Raw genomic sequence first — 13,228 nt, 5'->3', positions numbered from 1 at the left:
GCTCCGCTCCGTCCAATGCGCCGCAGCCGGGACCCCGATCAGCCCGCCAGCACTCCGGCGGCGGCACTGGTCTCGCCAACGGTGCCGCCGGAAAGCCTGAGCCAGGTGTCCACCACAGTGTCGGGGTTGAGCGAGACCGAATCGATGCCCTCCTCGACCAGCCACTCGGCGAAGTCCGCGTGGTCGCTGGGGCCCTGGCCACAAATGCCGACGTATTTGCCGCGCGCATTGCAGGCCTTGATTGCCATGCTCAGGAGTTTCTTGACCGCCGGGTTCCGCTCATCGAAGCCGCCCGAAACAATGGCGGAGTCGCGGTCCAGGCCCAGGGCCAGCTGCGTCATGTCATTGGATCCGATGGAGAATCCGTCGAAGTGGTCGAGGAAGCCATCGGCAAGCAGCGCGTTGGACGGAAGCTCGCACATCATGATCACCTCGAGTCCGTTTTCTCCACGCCGCAGCCCGTTCTCGGCGAGCAGATCGATGACGCCGCGGGCCTCGTCCAGGGTCCGCACAAACGGGATCATGAGCTTGACGTTGGTCAGTCCCATCTCGTTGCGGACAAACGCCAGTGCCTCACACTCGAGATCGAAGCAGTCCCTGAAGGAGGGCTCCAGATACCGTGAGGCGCCCCGGAAGCCAAGCATCGGGTTCTCTTCATGCGGCTCGTAGGCGGGCCCGCCAATAAGGTTCGCGTACTCGTTGGACTTGAAGTCAGACATCCGCACGATCACCGGCTCCGGCGCGAACGCGGCCGCGATCGTGGAGACCCCTTCGGCCAGGCGCTTGATGTAGTAGTCACGCGGCCCGTCGTATGCGGCAATCCGCTCCCGGATTTCCGCAGCGACGTCCTCCGGCTCGCTGTCCAGGTTCAGCAGCGCCTTGGGGTGGATGCCGATCTGGCGGTTGATGATGAATTCCAGCCGGGCAAGGCCCACACCGTGGTTGGGCAGCTGGGCGAAGGTGAACGCCTGTTCGGGTGTGCCCACGTTCATCATGACCTTCACGGGCGCCTCGGGCATCTGGGCAATCGAGGTTTCCTCGACGCTGAAGTCCAGCAGTCCGGCGTAGATGAAGCCGGCCTCGCCCTCGGCGCAGGAGACGGTGACGTCGACGCCGTCGGACAGGGCCTCCGTGGCATGGCCCGTTCCGACGACGGCGGGAATCCCCAGTTCGCGCGCGATGATCGCGGCGTGGCAGGTGCGTCCGCCGCGGTTGGTGACGATGGCGGAAGCGCGCTTCATGATCGGTTCCCAGTCCGGGTCCGTCATGTCCGCCACGAGGACGTCGCCGTTTTCAAAGGCTGCCATCTGGTCGATGGAGGTGAGGATCTTGACGCTTCCGGCCCCGATCCGCTGCCCGATGGCGCGCCCTTCGGCCAGGACCTCGCTGGAGCCGTTGAGGCGGAAGCGGCTCTGCGTGCCGGGCGCCCGCCGGGATTGGACCGTCTCGGGGCGCGCCTGCAGGATGTACAGGCCGCCGTCGAGCCCGTCCTTGCCCCATTCGATGTCCATGGGGCGCCCGTAGTGCTTTTCGATGGCAACGGCGTGCCGGGCGAGCTGTTCGACGTCGTCGTCGGTGAGGCTGAAGCGCTTGCGCAGGGCCGGCTCGACCGGGACGAAGTCGATGGTGCGCCCGATCTCGCGGCTGTCGGTGTACGTCATCTGGAGGGCCTTCCCACCCAGCCCGCGCTTGAGGATGGCGGGGCGGCCAGCCTTCAGTGCGGGCTTGTGGACGTAAAACTCGTCCGGGTTGACGGCGCCCTGGACCACTGCCTCGCCGAGGCCGTAGGAGGAGGTGACGAACACTGCGTCCTGGAAGCCCGATTCGGTGTCCATGGTGAACATGACGCCGGAGGCGCCGACGTCGGAGCGGACCATGCGCTGGACCCCGGCGGAAAGTGCCACCTCCGAGTGCTCGAACTGGTGGTGCACGCGGTAGGCGATGGCGCGGTCGTTGTAGAGCGAGGCGAAGACGTCCTTGATGGCCTGCAGGATGTTTTCGATTCCGCGGACGTTCAGGTAGGTCTCCTGCTGTCCGGCGAAGGAGGCATCCGGCAGGTCTTCCGCTGTCGCGCTGGAACGCACGGCCCAGGACAGGTCGGCGTCGGCTCCGTGCTTCTGGACCAGCTGCTGGTAGGAGTCGCGGATTTGCGCTTCGAAGCCGGGCGAAAACGGCGTTTCGCGGATCAGGTGCCGGATCTCCTGGCCGGCGGCGGCGAGCGCCGTCACGTCGTCGGTGTCCAGGCCTTCCATCCTGTCGATGATCCGCTGGCCAAGGCCCGAACCGGCCAGAAACTGCCGGTACGCGTCCGCCGTCGTGGCGAAGCCGTCGGGCACCCGGACGCCGGCCGAAGTCAGGTTCTGCACCATCTCCCCGAGGGAGGCATTCTTGCCGCCCACCCGGTCCAGATCCTTGAGGCCGAGTTCGGAAAACCACAGGATGTCTGTCGTCATGTTTGCTACTCCTTTGTAGTGTGTTGCCGCAGATGCACGGCGCCGGTGGCGGGGGGCCGGCGTTGCGCGTCCAGTCCACAGTGACAGGTCTGCAAAAGGGTTTCCACATGACATGCGCCACACCCCGCATGTGAAATTTTTCCCTAATGCTTGAATTGCATCTTTTGCAGTATTGTGGCCGCCATTTCCTCCACGGAGACCGTGGCCGAATTAATATACGGAATCCCGTGGGACTCGTACAATCGCTCGGCGCTGCGCAACTCGAACCCGCACTGCCGCAGGGATGCGTAGGAGGAGCCGCGCCGTCGTTCCGTGCGGATCTGGCTCAGTCGCAGTGGATTGGTGGTCAGGCCGAAACACTTCGACACAAACGGTGTCAATGGCTTGGGGAGGCCTTCGTGCTCAAAGTCCTCGTCCACCAACGGGAAGTTCGCGGCGAAGATGCCGTGCTGCAACGCCAGGTACATTGTGGTGGGCGTTTTGCCACAGCGGGACGGGGCCACCAGGATGATCTGCGCTTTTTCCAGCGCGCGCAGGCTCTGGCCGTCGTCGTGCTCCATGGCGTACTCGACCGCCGTCATCCGCGACTGGTAGCGGGCGGCGTTCCCCAACCCGTGGGCCCGCCCGGGCTCCCCGCTCGCGTGCGCCCCAAGTGCCTGCTCCAGCTGGCCGACATGCGTGCCGATGAGGTCCACGAGGATTCCCTGGCAGGTGCCCAGGGCCTGGCGGATGTCACTGCCGACGGCGGTGGAAAAGACTATCGGCAGCGGGCCGGTGGCGGCGAGCCCATCGATGGTCCTCACGACCGAGCGCGCCTGTTCCGCGGTGGTGATGAAGGGGATGGTGTTGCGGTCAAAATTGTTCGCCGGGAACTGCGTCAGCAAGGTGTTGCCGAGCGTCTCCGCGGTGATGCCGGTGCTGTCTGAGAGAAAATAGACGGGCCGGGGAACGTCATTGGTCATAAGGCATTGTGCACCACGGACGTCACGGGGAGGAATTTGGACGGCATGCGTGTTTCCTCGGGCCGGCGCCCCGGGGCAGGCGGGCCGGAGGAGTTGCCGCAGGCGCCGCATTCAACCACTACCGTTCATCGGGTCAGACACAGACCCGTCTCCGGGCAGCGGGCAGGTTCCCGCCGCCGTCCTTGTGGCGATTCCACGGTGTGGACTGGATCCGGAATGGGGAATACTTAGGTAGTGGCATCGGGTTGTCACAATTGGTTTGACACGTCGTTCGCACATCGTCGGGCCCCACAGCGCGTCGCCTGGTGCCGTCACGAAAGAAGCAATGCAAACAGTCCAACCATCCGTCATCGTCCGCCGTTCGTGGCCGCTCATCGCCGTCCTGGCAGTCACCGGCGCCTGCGCATCGTTTATGTTCACGCTGGTGGTGCCGATCCAGGCGCAGCTGCCGGAGCTGTTGAATGCGCCGCGCGGGGCCACGGCGTGGGTCGTGACCATCACGCTGTTGACCTCGGCCGTCGTCACACCGATCGCCGGCCGTTTGGGCGACCTTTACGGCAAACGCAAGATCATCTTGGTGCTATTGGTGGCGCTGGTCATCGGCAACATCCTGGCCGCCGTCTCGACAGGCCTGTCCATGCTGCTGGTGGGGCGCGCCCTGCAGGGGCTGATGAGCGGCGTCATCCCGCTGGGCATTGCCGTGCTGCGCGATCATTTGCCGGCAAAGCGGGTTGGCGGGGCGGTGGCGCTGATCAGCGGCTCGTTTGGCTTCGGAGCCGCGCTGGGCCTTCCCATCAGCGCGTTTATTGCAGAAACCCTGGACTGGCACGCCCTGTTTTGGACGGGCGCGGCGATGGGTGTGGTGCTGCTGTTCCTCGTGGCGTTGATCGTGCCCAAGGATGCCGAGTTTGCCGTGGGCAGCTTTGACTACGTCGGCGCAGCGGGCCTGTCGGCCGGCCTGTCCGGCATCCTGGTGGCTGTTGCCCAGGGCAACGCGTGGGGCTGGGCATCGCCGGCCACCCTGGCCACGGGTGCGGGCGGCATTGTGCTGCTGCTGGCATGGGGCGCCTTTGAACTGCGGCTCAAGGACCCGGTGGTTGACCTGCGTGTTGCTGCGCGCCCGGCCGTCCTCATGACGAACCTCGCCTCGGTCGCCCTGGGCTTTGCGTTCTTTTCCTCGCAGGTGCTCTTTCCCCAGTTGCTTCAGCTGCCGACGGGCACGGGAGTCGGACTGGGCCAGACCCTGATCTCGATTGGCCTGATCCTTGCCCCTGCTGGCGTGGTGCAGGTCGCCATGGCACCGGTGGCCGCCCGTCTGAACCGGACCGTCGGCGGCCGTGCCACGATGGTGGTCAGCGTCATTGTCATTGGCTTTGCCTACGCACTGGCGTTGCTGGCGTCTTCAGAGATCTGGCAAATCCTGGTGGCCAACGCCTTGGTGGGGGCCGGCATCGGCATTGGCTACGCCTCCATGCCGCTGTTGATCATGGGCGCGGTGGAACCTACGGAAACGGGTGCAGCGAACGGGTTGAACTCCCTGATGCGCTCCCTGGGCACAAGCAGCGCGGCCGCCGTCATGGGTGCTGTCCTGGCGGCATCCAGCGTTGGCCACCAGGCACCGACGGCGGCCGGCTTCCAGCTGGGTTATGTCATCGCCCTCGGCGCCACCGTGGCCGCCGGCGTGCTGGCACTGTGCATCCCCCGGCCCCGCCGGCAAGCTGCCCACATGGTCGTCCTTTCCGAGCCCGACTTCGAGCTCGACGCCGACGCGCCCCAGCGCTGAGGCGCCCGGCGCTGAGGCGCCCCAGCGCTGAGGCGCCCGGCGCTGAGGCGCCCTCCGGCGTACGACGGCGGGCGCCCGCCGTGCGTTTGAACGGCCAGCGGGAGCCGGGCCCTCCCTGGTCCTTGACTCCCGGCAGGCCGTGATGATCGACTGATCCGGCGTGCGCCGCAAGTCCTGCGCGAACGCGACTGGATTCCGGGCGGCCGCTTCATGGCCTGCCCGGTACCCGAAACGAATCCGTCTATCTCTGCCATTCGGGTCAGCGGGGCACCGGCACCCGCGCGCTTGTAAACGTCGGTGAGTCGCCGCCTTTTTAAGGTCCTGCAGGTCCTGCGTCATCGAACAACTGCCACCTGAAGGCCCAAAACATTGGCCGCGGGGGCAGCCGAGCGCAAGGACGGGTTCCCCTGACCGGTCTCGATGGCACGAATGGTGCGTTCCGGCATTTCGGCAACCCATTGCCCAAATGCCGTTTATTCGCGGGCCTTGGTGCTCATGATCCATGAATCGGCAAAATCCTGCCGGTCCAGCGCCACGGGTCGACGGAACCGCTCAACCCTCCCCCGCCGCGCGTAGTGCCACATAGGCAGGGCCCAGCACCTCCGCCAACGGCCGGGACCGGACCGTGACGTTGAGCGCCGGCGCCTGGTCAAGCAGCAACCCCCGGGCATTGGACCCGCGCCGCAGGGGCACCGGAACGGGCGCCGCAAAAAAGGTCTCGAGCACTTCCGTCAAGGGCGCACCCGCCCGGGCCCCGGAATCACCGTCCGCCGTGTGCAGGCGGCCCAGGAGGTCCTCACGTTCCCGCCCCCGCCAGGCAAGGATCCGGAACGGGTCCTCATCGAATTGTTCGGCCAGCAGGTAAAACACGGCGGCCAGGTGCTTGCAGGGCACCTCCCAGTCGGGACAGGAGCAGTCCATGCCCAGCTCCCGTGCACTGCCTGGGAACAGGGACAGCCCCGCCGTCGCGAAGACATCTTCAATGTCGGCCGGCATTTCCCCGGACAGCAGCGTTGCCACATACCAGGCGTTGCCGGCGAGCGCTTCCTCCACGGCGGTCCACTCGGACTTGCCGAAGGCGGAGATGCCGATCCGAACACGGTAGGGTTTCGACCGTGAGCCCTGGACGCTGGCGGTGACGGTGCCGGCACCGACCTCCAGGGAAATCACCTGCCCGCGCCTGGCGTAGTTGCGTCCGCGCTGCAGCCGCCCGCCCACGCCCAGCCCTTCCAGCACTTCAATGAACCGGCCCGACCACCAGGTGGTGCCGATGGCGCCGCGGACGCTTTTGGCCTTGACCCCGCCTTCCACGCTGCGCGGGACCGTGTGCGGGTAGAACGGGGACTCGTAGCGGCGCCTACTCATTGACGGCCTCCTTGCTCAGTGCGAACAGTTCACGCAGATTCTCGGTGGACAGCTCGGTCAGCCAGCCTTCGCCGTCACCCACCACCATGTTCGCCAGCGAGGCTTTCTCCTCGATCATGGCGTCAATCCGTTCCTCCAGCGTGCCCCGGCAGATGAACTTGCGCACCTGCACCCGTCGTTTCTGGCCGATGCGGAAAGCCCTGTCCGTGGCCTGGTTCTCCACGGCGGGATTCCACCACCGGTCCAGGTGGATGACATGGTTGGCGGCGGTCAGGTTCAGGCCGGTGCCGCCGGCCTTGAGCGAGAGCAGGAAGATGGGCGGGCCGTCGGAGGATTGGAAGCGGCGCACCAGCTCGGTGCGGTTTTGCCGGGAGGTCCCGCCGTGCAGGTAGGCCACATCGGTGTCGAACCGGGCGCCCAGGTGTGGCAGCAGCATCTCGGCAAATTCGGTGTACTGCGTGAAACACAGCACCTTGTCGCCCTCGGCAAGGATCTCCTCGAGTATTTCCTCCAGCCGTTCCACCTTCCCGCTGCGTTGGCCCACAACCGAGCCGTCGTGTAGGAGTTGGGCCGGGTGGTTGCAGATCTGCTTCAGTTTGGCCATTGCGGCCAGCACGTTGCCCCGGCGTTCAATCCCGTCCGAGCCGTCGATTTTCTCCATCATGTCGTCAACCACCGACTGGTACAGCGACGCCTGCTCATTGGTGAGCGTGTAGTACTGCTTGATCTCAATTTTTTCCGGCAGGTCGTCGATGATGGACGGATCGGTCTTCACCCGGCGCAGCAGGTACGGCCTGGTGATGGCGCGCATCCGCTCGGCGGCACCTTCATCGCGGTGGCGTTCGACGGGGATGGCATAGCGGGTGCGGAACAGTTCCGGCGTGCCCAACAGGCCGGGGTTGAGGAAGTCCATGATCGAGTACAGCTCCCCCAGGCGGTTCTCCACAGGGGTGCCGGTCAACGCAATCCGCTGTGCGGCGGTGAGCCGCTTGACGGCCTTCGCGGCACGGGAGAGCCGGTTCTTCACCGCCTGCGCCTCATCGAGGACCACACGGTTCCAGGACACCGCCTCAAACACCTCCACATCACGCGTCAACGTGGTGTAGGTGGTGACCAACAAGTCAACGCCATCCAGACCGTCGTCGAACTCCTCACCACGGCGCCGCTCCGAACCATGGTGCACCCGCAGGCGCAGGGCGGGCGCAAATTTTGCCGCCTCGGCCTCCCAATTTCCAATCAGCGACATGGGGCACACGAGCAGGGTGGGGCCGGCGTCGGGCTGCCGTTCGCGGTTGAGCGCCTCCAGCGCCAGCAGCTGGATGGTCTTGCCCAGCCCCATGTCGTCCGCCAGGCACGCCCCGAGCCCCAGCGAGCCAAGGAAGTCCAGCCAGGCCAGCCCCCGTTCCTGGTAGGGGCGCAGTGTTGCCGTGAAATTCGACGGCGGCGCAACCGTTTGGAGGCTGGCCTCCGCCGAGCCGTCAAGCAGCGCACCCAACCAGCCATCGGCTGTGACGGCGGCAATTTCCAACGGCAGCCCGGCGTCGTCGGGGTGCGCACCGGCCAGGCGGAGCACGTCCGCCACCGTGCCACGCTGCAGGTCTCCGCGGCGCAGGAAGTCGATCCCGCGGCGCAACTGTTCGGGATTGACGCTCACCCACTGGCCGCGCAGCCGGACCAGCGGAGCCTTGGCCTGCGCCAGCGCGGCGATCTCCTCGTCGCTGAGGGTGTGCTCCCCCACGGCCAGGCTCCAGCGGAAGTCGCACAGCTGCTCCCGCCCGAAGGCGGCAGGCTTGCCGGTGTCGTCGCCCATCGGCGTGGCCGCCGAAAGCTTCAGGCCCAGCTTCGATTGCCTGTCCCACCAGGCGGGCAGCTGCACACCGAACCCGGCGCCGTCCAGGGCAGGTGCCCCGTCCTGCAGGAACGCGAAGGCCTGCTCGCTGGTGAGTTCCAAACCTGTGGGCCGGCTCTGCCGAAGCCCCGGTTCAAGGCCGGGATAGGCGCGTGCGGCCTTGCCAAGTTCCGCCAGCAACACCTCCTGGGGGCGGCCAAGCCACCGGGCGAGGGCGTCGCCGTCACGCCACACCTGGTCGGCCGCCACCAACAGGCTGGGATCCGCTGCGGATTGGAGCAGGAAATCCACCTTCCAGGGGTGGGTTTGGGCTGCGGCGTCAGGCGTGTCGAGGATGTCCTGGGCGTCCGGGCCGCCGGAATTTTCGGTAAGCCGGAAGGTGGCCCGTGCTGGCGCGTTGGCCTCCCTTGCATAGCTGCGCCAGGGGGCGAGTTCGTGCTCCAGCTCAGCGATCATGGTGGACGGCACGCGGATGCGGGCGTCCGGCCCTTGCAGGGCTTCCACCCAGGCCTCGACGGCGGGCACTTGGCGGGGTTTGCGTCCGCGGCGGGGCGGCAGCATGGCCATTCCCTCAGGCAGCCGGCCCCTCACCGTGGCGTCAACAAGTGCATCAAGGGCCAAGGCTGCCAGCGCACCCGCGTCCTCCGAATCCGGTGCGGACCGGAAAGACGGCGGCATGCCGACAATGAGATCGCCGAAGGCCAGTGCATCGGGGCCGCGCAACACCGCCCGCCACCGGGCCTCGGCCGCGAGGCCGTCGCCGGCGGTGGGACCGCCGGGGGTGGGATCGCCGGGCGTGGCGTCAGCGTCGTCGTCGTGCCCGGCGCCGGCCACCCAGACAATTCCGGGAAGCACCCGCGCGCGCCCGGCCAGCTCACCGGCAAATCGGACCAGCTCGGCCAGGTACCGCACGGAGGCGGCAATGCGGACATCGCCCAGCTGTTCCGAGCCGTCCCTGAGGGAAAGCTTGGGAAAGAACAGTGCGGCGGGGTCCGCGCCGTCGTCATCGTTGATGGTGGCGGCCAGATCCTGCGGATCGACCCACAGCACGGGAACCGTCCAGGGCAGCAGCGACGGGACCGTTGAACTGGTCGGCCGGGGGGCGATGCGCACAATCTCCGGAGAGTCCAGCGGCGAGCGTCGCAGGGACGGCAGCAACAGCGTCGTCTGGCCAGGCTCCCCCGCCTGCAGTTTCATGAGCGTTTCCGCAGATGTCGCAAAGGGGTGGGGCCGGGCCGACTTCAACCCCTGCTGGACGCTCGTCACCGGCTTTTCGGAATCTTCGGCCCACAGGCCCGGGCCGTGGTCAAGCGACCAGAATGCGTGAAGCACCAACAATGGTGTTGCCTTTCTCGCCGGAAAATTCGACAGCCCAGACTACCACCGCAGACCGCGCTCCGGGCGCGGGCTTCGGACCATGGAAAAACCGTGGCAGGGCCGTTCAGCTTGTCCGCCGGGCAAAGGAAACAAAAAAATTACACCACGTAATGGGACTTGACTTCGCTTTCCCAGTTCGAAGCGCAGTCAGCTGGCGTTGCCATTCTTTCGGGACAATGCGACAGTTCCCGCAACAAAGCCGGTGCCGTTCCGGCCCCAGGCGGAACCAGCTGGTCGGTCTGTGCCGATGGTGCGCAGGGCGCCAGCCCTCCGCGGGGGATTTTCCGCTGCAATGGCGTCGGACCTTGTACCCGGTTCCAGAGTGTCCGAAGCCGAGTCGAAGCCGTGGCCTGGCCATGCCCAAGGGAACGAACCGCCTCGCCCCGGTTGTCAGGAGGCGCACCCAGGCTGCACATGTGGTCTTGCCCCAATAGCTGCCGGCACCGGCTGCAAGCCGGTGGAGCTCCGCGATTTCCCGCATCGAACCGTCCGGGTCTGGGCTTCCGGGCAGGAAGCCAATGTGGCTAGGTGTCGGGAGTGTGGCAGCTGGCCAGCTCCTTGATCAATTCCTCGGTCTTGCCGGCACGGGCAAGGCCCAGCAACCGCCGGTGCTTGGCCGCCACACCGGCGGCCTTGGCGCCGTCGTTCTTGTAGGAGCGGATGATCCGACGCTGAACTGGATTTTCCCAAATACCCTGCAGGGAATGCAGCATGTACTTGTTGGGGCACGGCGCCACGAGGGCCAGGTGAAAATCGGTGCTGGTGCGGAAAATCTCGTCAAAATCCGCATCGGTGACAGCCTCCGCCTCCACCAACGACATCTCAAGCCGTGCCAGTTCCATTGGCGAGTACCTGCCCTCGAAGCGGCGGATGGCCAGGGCCTCCACCTCGCGGCGGACCTCGTACACGTCAATCACGTCCGCATAGCTGAGGACCTTCACAAAGTAGCCGCGCCCGGGAATGAAGTCGGCCATGCCTTCATGCACCAACCGGGTCAGCACATCCCGGACCGGCATGCGCGAGACCCCATAGTCGGCGGCGAGCTGGTCCTGGACCAACTGCGCACCGGGGGCGAGAGTCCCATTGACGATGTCGTCGCACACCAAGTCATAGACGCGTTCGGCCAGCGGCCGGGCATCCCTGACGGCCGTTCCCTTCACTTTTTCTCCCATCGCTTCCACACCGATACATGGACTTTTTTAATATTACTTTTGGCCAAAGTATTGCACCCAACCGTATCCCCTGGCTACGCTGTATCCAATCTTAGAGATTGGATACAAACATAATGAGTTCCCACACCATCGACGCGATAGTCGGCATTGACTTTGCTGCTGCGGGCAGGCAGCTTGGCCACCTGGCCGTCGTGCACTCCGACAACGAGCACGACGACGCCGTCATCCCGGTGCCGATTGCCGTCCTTTCCGGGCCGGCAGAAGGCCCCACCGTCCTGCTGACGGCCGGCACACATGGCGACGAATATGAGGGCCAGGTGCTGCTCCATGAACTCATCCGGGAGCTTGATCCGGCACGAGTCCGGGGCCGCATCATCGTCCTTCCGTCACTGAACCTGCCGGCCGTTCGCGAGGGACGGCGCGTTTCAGCCGTTGACCGCGCCAACCTCAACCGGGCGTTGCCCGGCGACGCCGAGGGCGGACCCACGGCCCAGATCGCCCACATCATCGAGGGCGTGCTGCTTCCCATGGCGGACTTTGTCCTGGACATACATTCGGGCGGGTCGGTCAACGAATACGTTCCCTCCGCTTTTGTCTATTCCGGACCCACTGAAACGGACTGGTCCCGCAAGGTGGCCGCCGTCGAGGCCTTCGGGCAGCCGTATTGCGTCATCGTCTCACCGGACTTCGTTTCCGGCTCCATCAGCGGCGCCGCCGATCGGGCCGGCGTCACCATGATCTCCACAGAACTTGCCGGCCGCGGCACCATCAACCGCCGCGTCCTCACCGATGCCCGCGCCGGGCTGTACCGGCTGCTCGCCCACGTTGGCGTCATCGCCCCGCCATCGGGAACGGACGACGCCGGCCCCCACCGTGGAATCGACCCCGAAGCTGACGCCGTGGCCGGCCCCGGCATCACATACCTCGAACTGGGTCCCCGCTCGGCTGTCATGGCGCGTGCGGCGGGCCTGTTTGAACCCTCCGTCGACCTCGGCCAGCCGGTTGCCGTCGGCGACCTCATCGGTCGCATCCACTTCATCGAAGAGCTGGGGCGGCCCTGGCAGGAGTACCACGCACACATGGACGGACTTGTCGGCACCCTGCGCCACCCTACCCTTGTCCAAACCGGCACCACCTTGGTGAACATCGTCGTTCCTCTTGAATCCTCCTCACGATTGGAAAGCTGACATGAGAACTTCCCGACGGATCCGCCTTGCCCTCGTTGCCGTTGCCGCGCTCGGCGGCATGGTCACCGTCAGTGGCTGCACCACCGCCTCCCAGTCCGTGGGAACGCAGGGAACCGGCGCGACATCTGGCACGGCCGGCTTTGACGTGGCTTCGGTCCCCAAGGATGCCGCCCTGGCCGCACTGGTCCCGGCGGCCATCAAGTCCGCCGGGACATTGACGGTGGGCTCGGATACTACCTTCGCCCCTGCCGAGTTCCTGGGCGGCGCGAACGGTCAGACCCCCATGGGGTTCGATGTGGACTTTGCCAACGCCATCGGGGCCACGTTGGGCCTGAAGGTCGATTTCGATACGGCCGGCTTCACCACGATCCTGCCGTCGCTGGGCGCCAAGTACGATCTGGGGATTTCTGCGTTCTCCATCACCAAGGAGCGCATGAAGGCCGTGAACTTCGTTGATTACTACGCTGCGGGTTCCGTCTTTGCCGTACAGAAAGGCAACCCCCGGAATATCCACGTCGATAACCTCTGTGGGAAGAACGTGGGGGTCCAGACCGGCTCCACCCAGGCGGACCCGGACCTCTCCGGCCGGTCCGCCGCGTGTGTCAAGGCCGGCAAGCCCGCCATAGTCGTCACGAGCCTGCCCACCCAATCGGACATCACCACGCGCCTGGTCAGTGGTGGGATCGATGCCATGGTCTCCGGCAGCACCACCATTGGTTACGCACTGACCCAGACCAGCGGCCAATTGGAGCTGCTGGGCAAACAGTACAGCCCGACGCCGGTCGGCATCGCCGTGGCCAAGAACGACATGCCGCTGGCGAACCTGGTGGCAAAAGTGATGAACAAGTTCATTGCCGACGGCACGTACGCCAAGATCATGGACCGGTGGGGCGTCGGAGTGCTCGCCATCAAGACGGCCGTGGTCAACCCCGAGGCAGCCCAATGACACAGACTCTGGTCTCAACGCGCCACTCATACACCGCCATGGACGAAATCCCCCTCATCAAGGCAATTCCGGTTCGTCATCCAGGCCGTTGGCTGGCCGCGGTGGTGATCGTTGCGGCGGTGCTGGCCGGGTTG

Annotated in this window: 8 protein-coding genes; 3 read left to right on the top strand and 5 right to left on the bottom strand. The window is 65.9% G+C overall.

The window, feature by feature from the left end; genetic code table 11:
• Positions 1-38: 38 nt before the first annotated feature.
• Both ppsA and G6035_RS10315 read right to left on the bottom strand, forming a co-directional pair.
• A complete protein-coding gene (gene ppsA, locus G6035_RS10320) occupies positions 39-2,453 on the bottom strand; it encodes a phosphoenolpyruvate synthase (RefSeq protein ID WP_176617008.1) in 2,415 nt (804 codons plus the stop codon).
• 143 nt (positions 2,454-2,596) lie between these two features.
• Complete coding sequence (locus G6035_RS10315) at positions 2,597-3,415, bottom strand: pyruvate, water dikinase regulatory protein (RefSeq protein ID WP_176617007.1); 819 nt, start codon at positions 3,413-3,415, stop codon at positions 2,597-2,599.
• 325 nt (positions 3,416-3,740) lie between these two features.
• On the opposite strand from G6035_RS10315, the gene G6035_RS10310 reads away from it, so the two are divergent.
• Positions 3,741-5,198: an MFS transporter gene (locus G6035_RS10310; protein WP_176617006.1), complete on the top strand. Its 1,458-nt coding sequence runs from the start codon at positions 3,741-3,743 to the stop codon at positions 5,196-5,198.
• 552 nt (positions 5,199-5,750) lie between these two features.
• On the opposite strand, the gene G6035_RS10305 is transcribed toward G6035_RS10310, so the two are convergent.
• The 3 genes from G6035_RS10305 to G6035_RS10295 form a co-directional block, all read right to left on the bottom strand.
• Positions 5,751-6,563, bottom strand: a complete 813-nt coding sequence (locus tag G6035_RS10305) for an SWIM zinc finger family protein (protein ID WP_176617005.1) — start codon at positions 6,561-6,563, stop codon at positions 5,751-5,753.
• Positions 6,556-9,744: a DEAD/DEAH box helicase gene (locus G6035_RS10300; protein WP_371130967.1), complete on the bottom strand. Its 3,189-nt coding sequence runs from the start codon at positions 9,742-9,744 to the stop codon at positions 6,556-6,558. Before G6035_RS10300 ends, G6035_RS10305 begins: the two co-directional genes overlap by 8 nt.
• Positions 9,745-10,313: 569 nt before the next feature.
• Entirely contained in the window at positions 10,314-10,961 is a 648-nt protein-coding gene (locus G6035_RS10295) for a GntR family transcriptional regulator (protein ID WP_176617003.1), read from the bottom strand.
• A gap of 113 nt (positions 10,962-11,074) precedes the next feature.
• On the opposite strand from G6035_RS10295, the gene G6035_RS10290 reads away from it, so the two are divergent.
• On the top strand, positions 11,075-12,148 hold the full coding sequence (locus G6035_RS10290) for a succinylglutamate desuccinylase/aspartoacylase family protein (RefSeq protein WP_176617002.1): 1,074 nt from the start codon (positions 11,075-11,077) through the stop codon (positions 12,146-12,148).
• A gap of 1 nt (position 12,149) precedes the next feature.
• Positions 12,150-13,094 carry an ABC transporter substrate-binding protein gene (locus tag G6035_RS10285; protein WP_176617001.1) on the top strand — a complete coding sequence of 315 codons (945 nt, stop codon included), beginning with the start codon at positions 12,150-12,152 and terminating at the stop codon, positions 13,092-13,094.
• Positions 13,095-13,228 lie beyond the last annotated feature (134 nt).

Origin of the sequence: Arthrobacter sp. SDTb3-6 (assembly GCF_013376095.1) — a bacterium.
Taxonomy (GTDB): domain Bacteria; phylum Actinomycetota; class Actinomycetes; order Actinomycetales; family Micrococcaceae; genus Specibacter.
Note: the sequence above shows the minus strand (reverse complement) of the source record. Positions and strands in the feature narration are given on the sequence as shown.

Bases quoted from the DNA above. Each gene is read 5' to 3' on its own strand.
- G6035_RS10290 (WP_176617002.1), top strand. From the start codon at position 11,075: ATGAGTTCCCACACCATCGACGCGATAGTCGGCATTGACTTTGCTGCT.
- G6035_RS10295 (WP_176617003.1), bottom strand. From the start codon at position 10,961: ATGGGAGAAAAAGTGAAGGGAACGGCCGTCAGGGATGCCCGGCCGCTG.
- G6035_RS10285 (WP_176617001.1), top strand. From the start codon at position 12,150: ATGAGAACTTCCCGACGGATCCGCCTTGCCCTCGTTGCCGTTGCCGCG.
- G6035_RS10310 (WP_176617006.1), top strand. From the start codon at position 3,741: ATGCAAACAGTCCAACCATCCGTCATCGTCCGCCGTTCGTGGCCGCTC.
- ppsA (WP_176617008.1), bottom strand. From the start codon at position 2,453: ATGACGACAGACATCCTGTGGTTTTCCGAACTCGGCCTCAAGGATCTG.
- G6035_RS10305 (WP_176617005.1), bottom strand. From the start codon at position 6,563: ATGAGTAGGCGCCGCTACGAGTCCCCGTTCTACCCGCACACGGTCCCG.
- G6035_RS10315 (WP_176617007.1), bottom strand. From the start codon at position 3,415: ATGACCAATGACGTTCCCCGGCCCGTCTATTTTCTCTCAGACAGCACC.